Source organism: Pseudomonas sp. GW821-FHT01A09 (genome assembly GCF_058986725.1).
Window position 1 is genome coordinate 1 of sequence record NZ_JBYSWB010000023.1, and the last position, 16868, is coordinate 16868.

The following is a 16868-nucleotide window of genomic DNA, read 5'->3' on the forward strand; positions in this document are numbered from 1 at the left end:
CCCACGGTCTGTACTGTTGGCGCAGTCAGATGCTTAGCGTTCGTCCCACCACCCCTTCAAGTTCTACCATACAAGCAGGGCTTGCCCGCGAAGGGGCCGGTCAAGGCAGCGCGATGATCAGAGCGGGCTGCGCTTGGCCAACTGCAGAATAGTCCCCACCAACGCCTGCGCCCTTGGCACCAGGGTATCCAACTGCAGATACTCCCGATCCGTGTGCACCTTGCCGCCTACCGGTCCCAGGCCACACAAGGTCGGGATCCCCAGGCTGGCGGTGAACCCCGAATCGGCACAGCCACCGGTGAACTCGCCCTCGACGCTGAACCCCAACTCCAGCGCCTGACCGCGATAGATATCGAGCAAATCCAGACTGTGCCGCCCCTCCATCGGCATGAATACCGCGCACTCGGTCAACACCGCCTGCGTGCCCGGCACCTCCTGCTCTTCGACAATGGCGACGATGGCCGCCTTGATCGCCGCCCACTGCGCCACTTCGACGAATCGGATATCCAGCTCCGCCGTAGCCGAAGGCGCCACGGTATTGCTGGATGTTCCGCCGCTCATCAAACCGACATTGGTGGTAACCCCACGCCCGTAATCGGTGAGCCCGTGCAGCTTGACCACCTTGCGCGCCAGCGCCTCGATAGCGCTCGCACCGTCGGCGTGATTGACGCCCGAATGCGCAGCACGACCAGTAACCTCGATCAACAGCCGCACGCCGCCTTTGCGGGCACTCACCACATTGCCGCTGACACGCCCCGGCTCGGTGTTGAGGACCGCCTGCACGCCCCGGGCAACCTGTTCGATATAGCCACGCGCGGTACCCGAACCGATCTCCTCGTCACCGGTGAACAGCACCTTCACCGGGAAGGGCAACGGCCCTGCGCGCTGCAAGGCCAGCAACGCAAAACAGTTGAGCACCAGGCCGCCTTTCATGTCCGCGACCCCAGGCCCGAACGCCAGGGTGCCGTTGTTGGAGTAGCCGCGCGTCGCTGCAGTGCCTTTGGGGAACACCGTATCCCGGTGCCCAAGCAGCAGCACCGGCGGCTGAGCACCCCCCGGTAGCTCGGCCAGCAACAAGTCACCGAAACCTTCGACCGCAGTACGCTGCACGCTGATCCCGCCTTGCGCCAAGACCGCGATCAGGTGCGCACCCACAGCGTCGACACCGTCCTTGTCATAGCTGTTGGAATCGGTATCGACCAGGCTGCGCAACAACTCCTGCATAGGCTCCTGCTGCTCGGCCAGCCAATTGATGGCCTCGTTCATCAACTGGCCTCCTTGACCAGGCGCTGTCCTTCATCGCCCAGGTCCCAGAAAATACCGGCCATGATCTGCAGGCTTTCGCGCACCACCGGCGCCAGCAGGTGTTCGTTGGGCGCGTGCTGCGAGCAGGCCGGGTAGGAATGCGGAAGCCACAGGGTCGGCAGACCGAGAATCTCGGAAAACACGTCGTTGGGCAGCGAGCCACCGAGGTTGGGCAGCAAGGCCGGGGATTTGTCGGTGGTGCGCTTGAGCGAATCCAGCGCCCAGCCAACCCAAGGGCTGGCGGGGTCGAGGCGGGTGGCGTGCATCACGTCCATGCGCGTCTGCGCGACCTTCACCGTATCGAAGCCATGGGCATCCAAATGGGCGCGAATGGCATCGATAAAGGTGCGGTAGTCGCTGTCGACAGTGAAGCGGATATGGCACAGCGCCCAGGCGCTGCCGGGGATCGCGTGCACCGGCGCCTGCGGGTTGCCGGTCTTGAACGCCAGCACATCGAGGGTGTTCCAGCCGAAGACCTTTTCACTGGCGCTGAGCCCGGGTTCGCCCCACTGGTGATCGATCTCGGGGTCGCCGGGGCCGGACCCCACGTCGATATCCGCCAGTGCCGTGCGCACATTGTCTGGCAGCTGCTGCGGTTTGAGCCCCGGCACCTGCACACGCCCTTGCTTGTCCACCAGCGAAGCGATGGCATTGGCCAGCACGATGCCCGGATTGGCGAGCAGGCCGCCCCAGTTGCCAGAGTGGTGTGCGCCTTCGCGCAGGTCCACGGTCAACTCGAAATTGAACACGCCGCGCGAGCCAAGGAACAGCGTCGGGCGCGCCGCTGCCAGGCGCGGGCCGTCGGAGGCGATAAAGATGTCCGCCGCCAGCTCCGTCTGGTGCGCCGCGCAGAATTTCCCCAGGCCAGGCGAGCCGTCTTCCTCGCCCATTTCCAGCAGCAGCTTGGTGTTGAAACCGAGCTTGCCGGCCCGCGCCTTGAGCACCTGCTCGAGAGCGGTGATGTTGATCAGGTGCTGGCCCTTGTTGTCGGCGGTACCGCGGCCGTACCAGCGCTCGCCGTCGACCACGACCTGCCACGGCGACAGGCCTTCGCGCCATTGCGCCGCGTAGCCACGCACCACGTCACCGTGGCCATAGCTGAGCAGGGTCGGCAGTGCCGGGTCTTCGATGCGTGTGGCAATCAGAAACGGCCCGCGGCCTTCGACCGGATTGTCGTAGATCGCCGTGTCGAAACCCAAGGCCCGCAGGTGCGGGGTGATAAAGCTCTCGAGGTAGCGGTACAGCTCAGGCAGTTGCTCGGGCTCCTGACTCTCGGTGGGGTGGGCGACGCTGCGCTGCAGCAGGGCGAGAAACTCGCCGTTGTCGAAGTGTTCACTTGCGTAATCAATGGCCAGGGCGCGACTCATGAGGCTATCAACTCCAGAGGATGGGAGGGCTGGGCGTTCAGATGGCAGGCGACTGAACCACCGTCGACCGCGCTTTTATCCACAGGTACGGTGCTGCACATCGGCAAGGCTTTCGGGCAGCGCGGATGGAAAGCGCAGCCGGTGGGTGGATGGATCGGATTGGGGAAGCTGCCGCGCAGGCCGATATCGGGGATGCCCAGGGAGGGGTCCGGGGTCAGCACCGAGTCCAGCAATGCGCGGGTATAGGGATGGGCGGGGCGGCTGAACACCGCCGCGCGCTCGCGCTCCTCGACGATGCGCCCCAGGTACATGACCGCTACCCGGTCGGCCAGGTGTTCGATCACCGCCAGGTTGTGGCTGATCAGCAGGTAGGTCAGGCCGAATTCCTTTTTCAGCTCGAGCAGCAGGTTGAGGATCTGCGCCTGCACCGAGACGTCCAGCGCCGAGGTCGGTTCGTCGCAGATCAGCACGTCCGGGCGCATGATCAAGGCCCGGGCAATGGCCACGCGTTGGCGCTGGCCACCGGACAGTTGCGCCGGGTAGCTGTCGATCACCCGCTTGGGCAGCCCGACCACGTCGAACATGGCTTCGACCTTTTTGCGCCGCTCTTCAGGGCGGTCGATGTCGTGCACGATCAAGGGCAGGGTGACGATCTGGCGCAGCGTCTTGCGCGGGTTGAGGGACGAGTAGGGGTCCTGGAAGATCGGCTGAATGTGGCGCGCCATCTGCCGGCGATCGGCGGCGGTCAGGTGCTTGCCACCGACCAGCACATCACCGCTGGTCGGTGGCAGTAGGCCCAGGAGCATTTTCGCCAGGGTGCTCTTGCCGCAGCCGGACTCGCCGACCAGGCCGAGGGTTTCACCGCGCATCAGGCGCAGGGACACGCCGTCCACCGCTTTCAAGGTCGCGGGCGCCTTGAACAGGCCGCGGCCGATAGTGAATTCGCGACGGATGTCACACAGTTCCAGGGCTATGTCGCGACTCATTGCACACCTCCGTTGCGTTGCAGCAGCTGTTCATGAGGGTGAGCCTCAGGCGGCTGGGCGAAATGACAGCGCACGCTATGCCCGCTGCTTTCATGTTGCGGCTCGGTCTGCAGGCAGGTCTGATCGGCCTGGCTGCAGCGGTTACGAAAGGCGCAGCCTTGCTGCTCGCCGACCAGGCTGGGCACCAGCCCCGGAATCGACCCTAACGGCTGACCTGGTCGAGTTCGGCCGGGGATCGGAATGCTTTCCAGCAGCCCGCGGGTATAGGGGTGCTGCGGGTTGCCGAACAGCTGCGCGGCGCTGGCGGCCTCCACCACCTCGCCGGCGTACATCACCGCGACGCGGTCGGCGATGCGCGCCACCAGGCCCAGGTCGTGGGTGATGAAGATCACCGCCGTGCCGGTCTCTTTCTGGATATCGCGCAGCAACCGCAGAATCTGCGCCTGCACGGTCACGTCCAGGGCCGTGGTCGGCTCGTCGGCGATGATCAGGTCCGGCTCGCACATCAGCGCCATGGCGATCACCACCCGCTGGCGCAAACCGCCAGACAGCTGATGAGGGAACTGGCGCAAGCGCTCCACAGGATTGCTGATGCCGACCTTTTCCAGCATCTGCCCGGCACGCACCAGGGCTTCCTTGTAGGAGACCTTGCGATGCTGGCGCAGCACTTCGGCCAGTTGATCGCCGATGCTGTAGGCCGGGTTGAGGGAGGTCATGGGCTCCTGAAAGATCATTGCCATGCGGTTGCCGCGCACATCGCACATGGCCCGTTCGCTCTGCGCCAGCAGATCTACGCCATCGAGGGTCAAGCACGTGGCGGTGCGCTGCGCCTTGCCCGGCAGCAAGTCCATCAGGGCCAATGAGGTCAGGGATTTGCCGCAGCCCGATTCACCAACGATGCACAGCATCTCGCCGCGCTCCAAATGCAGGTCCAGCCCCCTCACGGCATGCAGCATGCCGTGTTCCAGCGGGATGTCGACGCGCAGGTTTTCTACGTGCAGAAGTGCCATGGCGCGAGCCTCCTAGTTGCGGCCGTCAGGCAGGATAAGGTCACGGATGCCGTCACCCAGCAGATTGATCGCCAGCACCAGCACCATCAACGCGACACCGGGAATGGCGATCACCCAAGGGGAAAAGAACATGTACGGTTTGCCTTCGGCGATCATCAACCCCCAGGACGGGATGGGCGGTTGCACGCCGACGCCGAGAAAGGACAAGGCCGACTCCAGCAGGATCGCGTGGGCCATCTCCAGGGTGGCCACCACGATCAGCGCGCCGAGGACGTTGGGCAGGATTTCACTGGCCAGAATGCGTAGGGTCGAGCAACCCAGCGCCTGCGCCGAAGCTACATATTCGGCATCGCGAATCTGCTGCACCGCCGCTCGCACCACCACCGCGAACCGGTCCCACAGCAGGCAGCCAAGCAGGATGATCACCACCTTGAGCGAACCGCCGAGCAGCGACGCCGAGGCCAGCGCGACCATGACCACCGGCATCGCCAAACGTGTGGTGATCAGGTAACTGATGACGGCGTCGGTCTTGCCACCGAAATAACCGGCGACCAGGCCCATCACCGTGCCGATGGCCCCGGAAATGATCGCGGCAGCGAAGCCGATGAACAGCGAGATCCGCGCGCCGAACAACAGCCGGGACAGGTAATCGCGGCCCAACTTGTCGGTGCCCAGGATGTTGTCCCAGCTGCCCTTGGCCATCCACACCGGCGGTTTCATCCGCTGCACCACGTCCTGGGCATAGGGGTCGTGAGGGGCGAGCAAAGGTGCGAACAACGCCGCCAACACAATCAGCAGCAACAACACCGCGCCCAGGGTGAAGCCCTTGTGGCGCAGGCATTTGCGCAACGTGCGGCGCAGGCCGGTGACGGGCAGGGTGGGCTCGTTGAGAGCCAGAGTAGTCACAGTGGTCATAGGACCTCCTAGCGCACGCGAATGCGCGGGTCGAGAACTGCATTGAGCAGATCGGCCAGCAGCGTCAGAACGATGTAGATCAGGGCGATCAGCAGCACCACGGCTTGCACCACCGGGAAGTCATCCCGGGCAATGGCATCCCAGGCCAACTGACCGACGCCCTGCAGCGAGAACACGGTCTCGATCACTACCGAGCCGCCCAGCATGAAGCCGAACTCCACCGCAGCCAGCGCCACCACCGGGATCAGTGCATTGCGCAGCGCGTGTTTGAACAGCACCCGCCCGGGCCTCAGGCCCTTGGCCCGCGCGGTGCGGATGTAATCCGCGGCCAGCACGTCAAGCATGCCGGCACGGGTCAGGCGCATGATCGCCGGCGTGGCGTAATAGCCGAGGGCGATGGCGGGCATCACGAAGTGCTGCCAGGTGGAATTGCCGGACACTGGCAGCCAGTGCAGGGTGACAGCGAACAGCACGATCAGCATCAGCGCGAACCAGAAACTCGGCATGGCTTGCCCCAGCACCGCGATGCTAAGGGCGAGCCGATCGATCCAGGTGTCACGCTTGACCGCCGCCAGCACGCCCAGCGGGATGGCCACCAGCAAGGCGACGGCCAGCGCCATGGCGCCCAGTCCGAGGGTAATGGGCAGGCGCGCGGCGATAAGGTTGTACACCGACTCCTGAAAGAAAAACGAATTGCCCAGATCCAGATGCGCCAGGTCGCCGAGCCAGCTGAAGTACTGGGCAGCCAACGGTTTGTTCAAGCCGTATTGCACACGAATCTGCTCGATCTGCTCGCTGCTGGCCTCGGGCCCGCCGATGGCCGTGGCCAGATCGCCGGACAGATGCAGCAACGAAAAGCTGATGATCGAGACGGTGATGGCAACGCACAGGGCAATACCCAGGCGCCGCAAGAGAAATCCCAACATGGCCGATATCCTGCTCACGTGAAGGCCAGCGGGGATGCGCCCGACTGGCCACGAGGGTCATTTCCAGCGAGAAAGAACGAAGCGTGGCAGCTCGTCCGGATACGGCTTGAACTGCAGATCCTGATTGAAGGCGTAGTTCAGCGAGTAGTTGAACAGCGGCGCCCAGTAGGCCTGCTCGCTGATCCGCTTGAGCGCCTTGCTGTAGTTCTCCTTGCGCACCTGGGGATCGAGGGCGTTGTCGGCGGTCTGCAACCACTTCTGTACGTCCGGGTCCTTGATGTTGTCGTCCGGGTTACCCTTGAACCAGGTGCCGGCCGACGCCGAAGTGTCGAGGATCGAGAACGAACCCCAGGCCTGAAAGGACATGGGCACGTGGCCGCCGCGTTGCTGATCGCGCAGCGCCGCGTACTTGAGGTAACGCAGTTTGGCGTTGATGCCGACGGCGCGCAGGTTGCCGATGATGGCTTCGGCGTAGTCGCGATCCCGGTAGGCGTAGATTTCGGTTTCGAAGCCCTGTGGATAACCCGCTTCCTTGAGCAGTTCCTTGGCCTTGGCCGGGTCGTAGTTGTATTGCGTGGCAACGCTGGTGTCGCAGCCGAACTGTGCCGGGTAGCACGCCACTTGCAGCGGCTTGCTTTCGCCACCGACCAGTTGCGAAGCCAGGGCGTCACGGTTGATCGCGTAGTTGATGGCCTGACGCACCTTGAGGTTCTTCATCGGCGAGTTGTCGCTGGACGTGCCGCGGGCATCGAGGATCAAGAAGCCGATGCGCATGGTGGCACCACTGACGACCGACAGGTTGGGCATGGCCTTGAGCTGCTCGGCCTGATCCGGCGCCACTCGCCAGATCCAGTCCACGCCACCGGTCATCAGCTCGGCGGTGCGGGTTTCGGCATCGGGGATCACGCGGAACTGCAGATGCTTGATGTGCGCGGGGCCCTGGGGGCTTTCCTTGAAGTAGTCATCGAAGCGTTCCAGCGTGACCCCGACGCCGGGGGTGACCGAGACCACTTTGTACGGCCCGGTCCCGATCGGCTGCTTGGCGAAGCCCGCCAGCCCGACTTTTTCGAAGTAGACCTTGGGGAAAATCGGCACGGCATTGGAGAGGTATTCCAACGCGGGCGGGAAGGGCTTCTTCATGTGCAAGCGCACTTGGTAGTCACCGAGTTTTTCCGCACTGGCGATCCAGTCGACGTTCTGCACGGTGACCACTTTGGAGTCTGGCGACACCACCCAGTTGAGGGTGAACACCACGTCGTCGGCGGTCATCGGCGTGCCGTCGTGGAACTTCACGTCCTGGCGCAGGGTGAAATCGATGGTGGTGTCGTCAACCTGTTTCCAGCTCTGCGCGAGCATGGGTTTGTACTCGCCGGTGTCGGGGTCGCGATAGATCAGGTTGTCCCAGGCCAGGCGCGCCAGCACCACGCCTTCGCGCAAGTCGTTGTGATACGGGCTGATGTTTTCTGGCTCGCTGTCGGAGGCGTAAACCAGTGTGTCATTGGCTTTGTTGGCGAATACCGGGGTGGTGCAGAACAAGGCCAGCAGTGCTGCACTGCAGGCGAAACCTTTGATGCCCATGCCGTCGTCTCCTTGGCGAGTGAGTGTGTCAAAGGGCAGGGACTGCAAGAGGGTAGAGGGCGAAGCTGTTTTTCTTATGGAGATGCTTTTATGGGCGAGCCGCGGGAGGACTCGACTTGATCCTATGCATAGCGTATCAATGCCACAAGCATCTTCTTTCGAATTCTTCATTGCCTAAAAGGCAACCCACCACGTTGGAGGTGTCATGCAGCTGTACGGTGTGCAATCCATCGCTTTGCGGCATTTCCTCGAGGTAGCGCGCTGTGGATCCATCAGCGAAGCCTCTGAACATCTCAATGTCGCCGCTTCCGCCGTCAGCCGGCAGATCGCCAAACTGGAGCGGGATCTGAACTGTGTGCTGTTCGAACGTCGTGCACGGGGCATGCTGCTGAGTGATGCCGGTGTGCGCCTGGCTGCCTATGCGCGCAAGGCTGAGCTGGAAGCTCGCGAAGTCATCGCTGAGATCCGCGACCTGCAGGGGCTGCAACGTGGCGTGGTGAAGATCGGTTGTTCCGAGGGGTTCGCCATGGAGTTCCTGCCCGGGGCCATCGCCGAATTCAGGCGCGAGTACGAGGGCATTCATTTCACCCTCGAAGTGTTCCCGCCCACCGTGGCCACCGAGAAGGTACGCACCGGCGACGTCGACCTGGCATTGACCTTCAGCCTGTCGCCGGAGCGCGAGATCAAGGTCGAGCATGCATTCCTGGGCATCGTCAAAGCCATAGTCGCCAACAATCATCCGCTGGCGGGGAGGGCGCAGGTCACCCTGGCCGAGTTGCAGCCATACCCCATCGCCCTGCCCATGCCGAATACCACGCTGCGTCAGTTGTTCGATATCTGCTGCGGCGTGCAGGGGCTGTACTTCGAACCGGCGCTCACGAGCAACTACTTTGGGGCGATGTACCAGTTCGTGATGGATGGCGGCGGGATAAGCCTGGCAGGGGAGCTGACACTGCATAACCGCGTGGTGCACAAGGACGTACAAGCGATCGTGATTGCCGATGGCGAGATGCAGAAACGGCGGGTGGAATTGCAGAGCATGGCCGGGCGGACATTGCCGTCGGCGGTGGCGGTGTTTCGGGATTTTCTGGTGGGCAAGTTGGCGGCGGCGGAGCCTTCGCTGCTGGGGAGCAACGGCGGGTAATAAAAACCCCGGCGGATGAGGCCGGGGTTTGAGGGGGCGAACCTTAGAAATCCAGGTTCGACACCGCCAACGCATTGCTCTCGATAAAGTCGCGGCGCGGCTCTACCGCATCACCCATCAAGGTGTTGAAGATCTGATCGGCAGCGATCGCGTCTTCGATGGTTACACGCAGCATGCGGCGTACGGTCGGGTCCATGGTGGTTTCCCACAGCTGGTCCGGGTTCATTTCGCCCAGTCCTTTGTAGCGCTGGATGGTGTGACGCTTGGTGCTTTCGGTCATCAGCCATTCCAGTGCTTCTTTGAACTCCACTACCGCCTTCTTGCGCTCGCCACGTTGCACGTACGCGCCTTCATCCAGCAGGGTGCTCAACTGCGCGCCAAGAGCAGTGACCGTCTTGTAGTCGTTGCTGCCGAAGAAGTCGCGGTTGAAGGTGACATAGTTGGCCAGGCCGTGGGAGGTGATTTCCACTTCCGGCAGCCAGACGTTACGTTCACGGTCTTCGCGCAGGCTGGCCTTGTAGACCAGGCCGGACTTCTCGGTGTTGCGCAGGCGCTCGTCGAACTTGGCCAGCCAGGCTTGCATGCCTTCATGATTGGACAGGTCGTCGAGGGAGACCGCCGGCAGGTATACGAAGTGCTCGGTGAGCTCCTGCGGGTACAGGCGCGACAGGCGCTTGAGGGTCTTCATCACCATGCGGAAATCATTGACCAGACGCTCCAGCGCCTCACCGGAGATGCCGGGTGCCGACTCATTGAGGTGCAGGCTGGCGTCTTCGAGGGCCGACTGCGTCATGTATTCTTCCATGGCGTCGTCGTCCTTGATGTACTGCTCCTGCTTGCCCTTCTTGACCTTGTACAGCGGCGGTTGAGCGATATAGATGTAGCCACGCTCGACCAGCTCCGGCAGTTGACGGAAGAAGAACGTCAGCAACAGGGTACGGATGTGCGAACCGTCGACGTCAGCATCGGTCATGATGATGATGTTGTGATAGCGCAGCTTGTCGATGTTGTACTCTTCGCGGCCGATACCGCAGCCCAGCGCCGTGATCAAGGTGCCGACTTCCTGGGAAGAAATCATCTTGTCGAAGCGGGCTTTCTCGACGTTAAGGATCTTGCCCTTCAACGGCAGGATCGCCTGAGTCTTGCGGTTACGGCCCTGCTTGGCCGAGCCACCTGCGGAGTCACCCTCCACCAGGTAGAGTTCGGAGAGAGCAGGGTCTTTCTCCTGGCAGTCAGCCAATTTGCCGGGCAGGCCGGCGATGTCCAATGCACCTTTGCGGCGGGTCATCTCACGGGCCTTGCGCGCAGCTTCACGGGCGCGGGCAGCGTCGATCATCTTGCCGACCACAGCCTTGGCTTCGTTCGGGTTTTCCAGCAGGAAGTCGGAAAAGTACTTGCCCATCTCCTGCTCGACCGCAGTTTTGACTTCGGACGAAACCAGCTTGTCCTTGGTCTGCGAGCTGAACTTGGGATCCGGCACCTTGACCGAGATGATCGCGGTCAAGCCTTCACGGGCATCATCACCGGTGGTCGCGACCTTGTTCTTCTTGGCCAGACCTTCCTGCTCGATGTAGGTATTGAGGTTACGCGTCAGGGCGGAGCGGAAGCCCACCAGGTGCGTACCACCATCGCGCTGCGGAATGTTGTTGGTGAAGCACAGCAGATTCTCGTTGAAACTGTCGTTCCACTGCAGGGCGATTTCGACACCGATGCCGTCTTCGCGCTGGATATTGAAGTGGAACACCTGGTTGACCGGGGTCTTGTTGGTGTTCAGGTATTCAACGAACGCACGCAGACCACCTTCGTATTTGAACAGCTCTTCCTTGCCCGAGCGCTCATCCTTCAACAGGATGCCGACGCCGGAGTTGAGGAACGACAGTTCGCGAATCCGCTTGGCCAGGATGTCCCAGCTGAAGTGAATATTCTTGAAGGTTTCAGCCGATGGCTTGAAGTGGATCTGGGTGCCGGTGGTATCGCTGTCGCCAACGATTTTCATCGGCTCTTGCGGTACGCCGTGGACGTATGTCTGTTCCCAGATATGACCACTGCGGCGTACGGTCAGCAGCAGTGATTCGGACAGGGCGTTTACTACGGATACCCCTACACCGTGCAGACCGCCGGATACCTTGTAGGAGTTGTCGTCGAACTTACCACCGGCGTGGAGGACGGTCATGATGACCTCGGCGGCGGAAACGCCTTCCTCTTTATGTACGTCGACTGGAATGCCGCGACCGTTGTCGCGCACCGAGATGGATTCATCTGGGTGGATGGTGATGGTGATGTCGTCGCAATGGCCGGCCAAGGCTTCGTCGATCGAGTTGTCGACGACCTCGAACACCATGTGGTGCAGACCGCTACCATCATCGGTGTCGCCAATGTACATACCGGGACGTTTGCGTACGGCATCAAGCCCTTTCAGCACTTTAATGCTGGAGGAGTCGTACGTTTGGTTTTCGCTCATGCCTTCACTCCCGATGATCGTGGGTCTGGGTGATACAGCCTTGTTCCACGTGGAACAAGGCAACTGGCGTTTCCGTCTGCCAGCCTTCCCTCAATAATTCGTGGTCTACACAGGTGATGAACACCTGGCAGCGTAAGTCTTCCAACAAGCGGCATAACGAGCGACGGTGCTGCTCATCGAGCTCCGACGGTAAGTCGTCCACCAGATAGATGCATTGTCCGCGACGGGCCTGGCTCACCAGATGCCCCTGAGCTATGCGCAAGGCGCACACCACCAGCTTCTGCTGACCCCTGGAGAGAATCTCGGCAGCGTTATGGCCACCCAATCTCAAGCGCAGATCGGCGCGTTGCGGTCCCGCCTGGGTGTGTCCCATTTGCTGGTCACGAAGCAGGGAGGTAGACAGCACCTCAACCAGTTCGCGATCTTTATCCCAGCCGCGGTAATAGCTTAATGTGAGCCCTTCAAGCGCGACCAGTTCACTCAAGGTCCGCTCGAAAACCGGCTTCAACGCCTTGATATAGGCTCGGCGATACTCATCGATCTCTGCACTGGCCTGGCACAGTTCCCTGTCCCATGCCGCTTGTGAAGCGGGGTCAAGTGTACCATGTCGCAGCCATGAGTTCCGTTGCTTCAATGCCTTCTGTAGGCGCTGCCAGGTGCCCATGAAGCGAGGTTCCACGTGGAACACTCCCCAATCGAGGAACTGACGACGAATTTTCGGCGCGCCTTCGAGCAAGCGGAAGCTGTCCGGATTGATGAGCTGCAACGGCATGATTTCAGCCAGCTGCGCAGCGCTGCGCGCGTTTTGGCCATCGATACGGATGGTGAATTCACCGTTGCGCTCACGCGATACGCCTAAATTACGGGGGCCGCCTTCTGCCTCATCCACCACGCCGAAGACCGTGCAAGCGGCCTGGTCATGCTGGATGACCGGCAACAGCCGAGTGCTGCGGAACGACCGAGCCAGGCCCAGCAGGTGCACGGCTTCGAGCATGCTGGTCTTGCCGCTGCCGTTGGCACCGTAAAGGATATTGATACGCGGGGAGGGGGAAATAGTCACCGGGTGCAGATTGCGCACCGCGGTGACGGACACACGACTGAGGGACATCTAGTCTGTGCTGAGCATTACAGGCGCATGGGCATGACGACGTATGCGGAGTCATCGTTGTCGGATTCCTGCAGCAGCGCGCTGCTGTTGGAATCGGACAGGATCAAGCGCACTTGCTCAGTCGTCATGACGCCCAGCACGTCCAGCAGATAGCTGACGTTGAAGCCGATCTCCAGCGAGCCGCCGTTGTAATCGACGCCCACTTCTTCTTCCGCCTCTTCCTGCTCGGGGTTGTTGGCCTGAATCTTCAACTGGCCGCTAGCCAGTTGCAGACGGATACCACGGTACTTCTCGTTCGACAGGATGGCGGTACGGCTGAAAGCCTCGCGCAGCGCCTGGCGATCACCCAGTACCAACTTGTCGCCACCCTTGGGCAGCACGCGCTCGTAGTCAGGGAACTTGCCGTCTACCAGTTTCGAAGTGAAGGTGAATTCACCTGTGGTCGCGCGGATGTGATGCTGACCCAGCACGATGCTGACCATGCCATCCGGCTCGGTGAGCAGACGCGCCAGTTCGAGGATACCTTTGCGCGGCACGATGACTTGATGACGATCCGGCTGACCGATATCGGCCTGCATCGAGCACATGGCCAGACGGTGCCCGTCGGTGGCGACTGCGCGCATCACGCCGGCGGAGACTTCCAGCAGCATGCCGTTAAGGTAGTAGCGCACATCCTGTTGGGCCATGGCGAAGCTGGTGCGTTCGATCAGACGACGCAGGCGGCTCTGCGCCAGGCTGCAGGTCAGGGAGCCAGGGCCTTCCTCGACCGTCGGGAAATCGTTGGCTGGCAAGGTCGACAAGGTGAACCGGCTGCGACCGGCCTTGACCACGAGCTTTTGCTCATCGAGCTTGATGTCGATCAGCACGTCGTTGGGTAGGCTCTTGCAGATATCCATCAGCTTGCGCGCCGGAACGGTGATTTCGCCCGCCTCGGCAGGTTCTTCCAACTGCACGCGACCCACAAGTTCGACCTCGAGATCGGTACCGGTGAGCGACAGTTGTTGACCCTCGACGACGAGCAATACGTTCGACAGGACCGGCAAGGTCTGGCGGCGCTCGACGACCCCTGCGACCAGTTGCAGGGGTTTCAACAGGGCTTCGCGTTGAATGGTGAAATGCATGGTCTAGTCCCTTGCCTTGATGAGCTGCGCTGCGCGGATCACGTCGTCAGCGTCCGCAGCAGGTTCTTGTAATCCTCGCGGATGTCCGCGTCGGATTCTTTGAGTTCGTTGATCTTGCGACAGGCGTGCAGCACGGTAGTGTGGTCGCGGCCGCCGAATACGTCGCCGATTTCAGGAAGACTGTGGTTGGTCAGTTCCTTGGACAAGGCCATGGCCACCTGGCGAGGACGCGCCACCGAGCGCGAGCGACGCTTGGACAGCAGATCGGAAATCTTGATCTTGTAGTACTCGGCCACGGTGCGCTGGATGTTATCCACACTGACCAGCTTGTCCTGCAGCGCGAGCAAGTCCTTGAGCGATTCGCGAATCAGCTCGATGGTGATGTCTCGGCCCATGAAGTGCGAGTGGGCGATCACGCGCTTCAACGCGCCCTCGAGCTCACGCACGTTGGAGCGGATGCGCTGGGCGATGAAGAACGCTGCGTCGTGTGGCAGCTCGACTTTGGCCTGATCGGCCTTTTTCATCAGGATCGCAACGCGGGTTTCCAGCTCCGGTGGCTCGACGGCAACCGTCAGGCCCCAACCGAAGCGCGACTTGAGACGCTCTTCGAGGCCTTCGATTTCCTTCGGATAGCGGTCACTGGTGAGGATCACCTGCTGGCCACCTTCGAGCAAGGCATTGAAGGTATGGAAGAACTCTTCCTGGGAACGCTCCTTGCGGGCGAAGAACTGAATGTCATCGATGAGCAGGGCGTCCACCGAACGGTAGAAGCGCTTGAACTCATTGATGGCATTGAGCTGCAGCGCCTTGACCATGTCGGCCACGAAGCGCTCGGAGTGCAGGTACACCACCTTGGCGTTGGGATTCTTCTTGAGCAGGTGGTTACCCACAGCATGCATCAAGTGAGTCTTACCCAAGCCGACGCCACCATAAAGGAAGAGCGGGTTGTAACCGTGCTTGGGGTTATCCGCCACCTGCCAGGCGGCCGCGCGGGCCAGCTGGTTGGACTTACCTTCGACGAAGTTTTCAAAGGTAAAGGTGCGGTTCAGATAACTGGTGTGCTTGAGGCCGCCTTCTACCTGAACGGTACGCTGCTCGGCGCGCACCGGCGCAGGCTGCGAACTGGCACCGGCCATGGAATCGAAGCTGTCTCGGGAAGGCTCGTCATGGGCGACCGCGACCACGGCGGCTGCCACGACCGCAGGGGCAGCGGCGGTGACAGGCTCGGGGGCAGGCGCACTGACGGCTTGCGATGCAGCCACCGCAGCAGCCAGTGGCGCATTGGGTGCGGCACGCGCAGCCGAGCTGCGACGGCTGCCTATCAATAAGGAGAGTGCGGGCGCCATGCCGTTGCCGTGCTCGCCGAGCAACTCGAGCAGACGGCTCAGGTATTTCTCGTTGACCCAATCGAGCACGAACCGGTTAGGCGCATAGACGCGCAACTCGTCGCCTTCGGCTTCGACCTGTAGCGGACGGATCCAGGTGTTGAATTGCTGGGCAGGCAGTTCATCGCGCAGAAGCTCTACGCACTGCTGCCAAAGTTCCACTGACACGGATATCCCCTGATTTGAGCACAGCTGAGGCAAAAACAGCGGCCATTGTACCGGCCACCGTGACACTTATCCACATGCACAAGCGCCAAGGCCCACAATAAATCAGCCTCTTAGAGGTTTTCCCGCCCTCAGAATCCGCCGGCTGAGATCTGTGGATAACCATGCACAAGCCCTTTGCACAAGTCAGGGTTGAAATCTGTGGATAACCACCCTGTGGAAAAGTCGCTATTTCATGCACAGGTTGTACGCGGGCGCAGCACAGGAACGGCACCGCTTGCGGACAGACTTGTGAAACGGCGGCGGCACCGGTTTCATGGGGCTGAAATGGGTTATCCACAGAAGGGTACGTGCCTAACATCAGTAAGCTTTACAAAAGAGCTTTAAAATAAGTCCCTTCTTTATTTCTATTTCAAGCACACGGCCTCGAAGCAAAAGCGGGCGGTCAGGGAAAAGATGAATGGGAGGCCAGGCAGACGGGCGGTCATGCCTTATTGAAGGAAAAGCTGGTTGGAAATTGACCTGCGGCGTTGCACCCACTAGAATCGCCGGTCTCTTAAAACGGGGGCCATTCCGGCCCGTAGTCGAACAACCAGGTAGCACGCCATGAAACGTACTTTCCAACCCAGCACCATCAAACGCGCCCGCACCCACGGTTTCCGTGCTCGCATGGCCACCAAGAACGGCCGCGCCGTACTGTCGCGTCGCCGTGCCAAAGGCCGTGCGCGTCTGGCCGTTTGATTCTCCGGCACAGGGGGTGAGTCAGGACTTCAATCGGGATAAGCGTCTGCTTACACCCCGTCACTTCAAGACAGTCTTCGACTCCCCAACCGGCAAGGTTCCAGGGAAAAACCTCCTGCTCCTTGCGCGCGAAAACGATTTCGAACACCCCCGTCTCGGGCTGGTGATCGGGAAAAAGAGCGTCAAGCTCTCCGTTCAGCGCAACCGCCTCAAACGTGTGATGCGCGATTCATTCCGTCTGCACCAGGAACTCCTGGCCGGATGGGACATAGTGATCGTGGCTCGCAAGGGTTTGGGCGACGTGGAAAATCCGGAACTGCATCAACATTTGGGCAAGCTCTGGAAACGCCTTGCTCGGAGCCGGCCTGCTCCAGTGGCCAGCACCGTACCTGAAGGGGTGGACAGTCAAGATGCGTAAACTGGCACTCGTACCGATCCAGTTTTATCGCTATGCCATCAGCCCATTGATGGCAGACCACTGCCGCTTCTACCCCAGTTGCTCCTGCTACGCGATCGAAGCCATTGAACAACATGGCGTATTGCGTGGTGGCTGGTTGGCAGCTCGTCGTCTGGGTCGCTGTCATCCTTGGAACACCGGTGGTTTCGACCCTGTTCCGTCTGCCCACTCTCCCCGTAATTCTTCGATAGCCGAGTAA

At 61.4% G+C, this 16868-nt stretch carries 15 protein-coding genes; 4 read left to right on the plus strand and 11 right to left on the minus strand.

Going from position 1 to position 16868, the window contains the following annotated elements; translation table 11 throughout:
- Positions 1-117: 117 nt before the first annotated feature.
- Genes AC3WJP_RS21910 through AC3WJP_RS21940 form a run of 7 tightly spaced genes read right to left on the minus strand, consistent with a single transcriptional unit; the run spans position 118 to position 8087 of the window.
- On the minus strand, positions 118-1266 hold the full coding sequence (locus AC3WJP_RS21910) for a M20 family metallopeptidase (RefSeq protein WP_493723151.1): 1149 nt from the start codon (positions 1264-1266) through the stop codon (positions 118-120).
- The gene (locus AC3WJP_RS21915; RefSeq protein WP_493723150.1) at positions 1266-2672 is read right to left on the minus strand and encodes a M20 family metallopeptidase; all 1407 of its coding nucleotides are present in this window, start codon (positions 2670-2672) and stop codon (positions 1266-1268) included. Before AC3WJP_RS21915 ends, AC3WJP_RS21910 begins: the two co-directional genes overlap by 1 nt.
- Positions 2669-3658, minus strand: coding sequence for an ABC transporter ATP-binding protein (locus AC3WJP_RS21920; RefSeq protein ID WP_493723149.1), 990 nt, complete (start codon positions 3656-3658; stop codon positions 2669-2671). The genes AC3WJP_RS21915 and AC3WJP_RS21920 overlap by 4 nt, the downstream gene beginning before the upstream one ends.
- A complete protein-coding gene (locus tag AC3WJP_RS21925; RefSeq protein WP_493723148.1) occupies positions 3655-4668 on the minus strand; it encodes an ABC transporter ATP-binding protein in 1014 nt (337 codons plus the stop codon). Before AC3WJP_RS21925 ends, AC3WJP_RS21920 begins: the two co-directional genes overlap by 4 nt.
- Before the next feature lie 12 nt (positions 4669-4680).
- A complete protein-coding gene (locus AC3WJP_RS21930; RefSeq protein WP_493723147.1) occupies positions 4681-5583 on the minus strand; it encodes an ABC transporter permease in 903 nt (300 codons plus the stop codon).
- 8 nt (positions 5584-5591) lie between these two features.
- Positions 5592-6509 carry an ABC transporter permease gene (locus tag AC3WJP_RS21935; RefSeq protein ID WP_226503813.1) on the minus strand — a complete coding sequence of 306 codons (918 nt, stop codon included), beginning with the start codon at positions 6507-6509 and terminating at the stop codon, positions 5592-5594.
- Positions 6510-6566: 57 nt separating this feature from the next.
- Positions 6567-8087: an ABC transporter substrate-binding protein gene (locus AC3WJP_RS21940; RefSeq protein ID WP_493723146.1), complete on the minus strand. Its 1521-nt coding sequence runs from the start codon at positions 8085-8087 to the stop codon at positions 6567-6569.
- A gap of 205 nt (positions 8088-8292) precedes the next feature.
- On the opposite strand from AC3WJP_RS21940, the gene AC3WJP_RS21945 reads away from it, so the two are divergent.
- Positions 8293-9231 (plus strand): LysR family transcriptional regulator, encoded by a 939-nt coding sequence (locus tag AC3WJP_RS21945; protein ID WP_493723145.1) that lies wholly within the window; start codon positions 8293-8295, stop codon positions 9229-9231.
- Positions 9232-9274: 43 nt separating this feature from the next.
- Here the strand turns inward: AC3WJP_RS21945 and gyrB are convergent, their stop codons facing one another.
- The 4 genes from gyrB to dnaA are packed head-to-tail and all read right to left on the minus strand — an operon-like array spanning position 9275 to position 15474.
- On the minus strand, positions 9275-11692 hold the full coding sequence (gene gyrB, locus AC3WJP_RS21950) for a DNA topoisomerase (ATP-hydrolyzing) subunit B (protein ID WP_493723144.1): 2418 nt from the start codon (positions 11690-11692) through the stop codon (positions 9275-9277).
- Between the two features lie 4 nt (positions 11693-11696).
- Complete coding sequence (gene recF, locus AC3WJP_RS21955) at positions 11697-12800, minus strand: DNA replication/repair protein RecF (protein WP_493723143.1); 1104 nt, start codon at positions 12798-12800, stop codon at positions 11697-11699.
- A 17-nt stretch (positions 12801-12817) separates the two neighbouring features.
- On the minus strand, positions 12818-13921 hold the full coding sequence (dnaN, locus tag AC3WJP_RS21960) for a DNA polymerase III subunit beta (protein ID WP_493723142.1): 1104 nt from the start codon (positions 13919-13921) through the stop codon (positions 12818-12820).
- Positions 13922-13959: 38 nt separating this feature from the next.
- A complete protein-coding gene (gene dnaA / locus AC3WJP_RS21965; protein WP_493723141.1) occupies positions 13960-15474 on the minus strand; it encodes a chromosomal replication initiator protein DnaA in 1515 nt (504 codons plus the stop codon).
- A gap of 603 nt (positions 15475-16077) precedes the next feature.
- Between dnaA and rpmH the strand changes: the two genes are divergently transcribed.
- From rpmH to yidD, 3 genes are read left to right on the plus strand one after another with little or no spacing between them, the layout of a single operon-like run.
- Positions 16078-16212, plus strand: a complete 135-nt coding sequence (gene rpmH, locus AC3WJP_RS21970) for a 50S ribosomal protein L34 (protein ID WP_003213577.1) — start codon at positions 16078-16080, stop codon at positions 16210-16212.
- 16 nt (positions 16213-16228) lie between these two features.
- The gene (rnpA, locus tag AC3WJP_RS21975) at positions 16229-16630 is read left to right on the plus strand and encodes a ribonuclease P protein component (protein ID WP_493723140.1); all 402 of its coding nucleotides are present in this window, start codon (positions 16229-16231) and stop codon (positions 16628-16630) included.
- Complete coding sequence (gene yidD, locus AC3WJP_RS21980) at positions 16623-16868, plus strand: membrane protein insertion efficiency factor YidD (RefSeq protein WP_493723139.1); 246 nt, start codon at positions 16623-16625, stop codon at positions 16866-16868. Before rnpA ends, yidD begins: the two co-directional genes overlap by 8 nt.

Coding starts and splice junctions, on each gene's coding strand:
- AC3WJP_RS21910 (WP_493723151.1), bottom strand. CDS start 1,266: ATGAACGAGGCCATCAATTGGCTGGCCGAGCAGCAGGAGCCTATGCAG.
- AC3WJP_RS21915 (WP_493723150.1), bottom strand. CDS start 2,672: ATGAGTCGCGCCCTGGCCATTGATTACGCAAGTGAACACTTCGACAAC.
- AC3WJP_RS21920 (WP_493723149.1), bottom strand. CDS start 3,658: ATGAGTCGCGACATAGCCCTGGAACTGTGTGACATCCGTCGCGAATTC.
- AC3WJP_RS21925 (WP_493723148.1), bottom strand. CDS start 4,668: ATGGCACTTCTGCACGTAGAAAACCTGCGCGTCGACATCCCGCTGGAA.
- AC3WJP_RS21930 (WP_493723147.1), bottom strand. CDS start 5,583: ATGACCACTGTGACTACTCTGGCTCTCAACGAGCCCACCCTGCCCGTC.
- AC3WJP_RS21935 (WP_226503813.1), bottom strand. CDS start 6,509: ATGTTGGGATTTCTCTTGCGGCGCCTGGGTATTGCCCTGTGCGTTGCC.
- AC3WJP_RS21940 (WP_493723146.1), bottom strand. CDS start 8,087: ATGGGCATCAAAGGTTTCGCCTGCAGTGCAGCACTGCTGGCCTTGTTC.
- AC3WJP_RS21945 (WP_493723145.1), top strand. CDS start 8,293: ATGCAGCTGTACGGTGTGCAATCCATCGCTTTGCGGCATTTCCTCGAG.
- gyrB (WP_493723144.1), bottom strand. CDS start 11,692: ATGAGCGAAAACCAAACGTACGACTCCTCCAGCATTAAAGTGCTGAAA.
- recF (WP_493723143.1), bottom strand. CDS start 12,800: ATGTCCCTCAGTCGTGTGTCCGTCACCGCGGTGCGCAATCTGCACCCG.
- dnaN (WP_493723142.1), bottom strand. CDS start 13,921: ATGCATTTCACCATTCAACGCGAAGCCCTGTTGAAACCCCTGCAACTG.
- rpmH (WP_003213577.1), top strand. CDS start 16,078: ATGAAACGTACTTTCCAACCCAGCACCATCAAACGCGCCCGCACCCAC.
- yidD (WP_493723139.1), top strand. CDS start 16,623: ATGCGTAAACTGGCACTCGTACCGATCCAGTTTTATCGCTATGCCATC.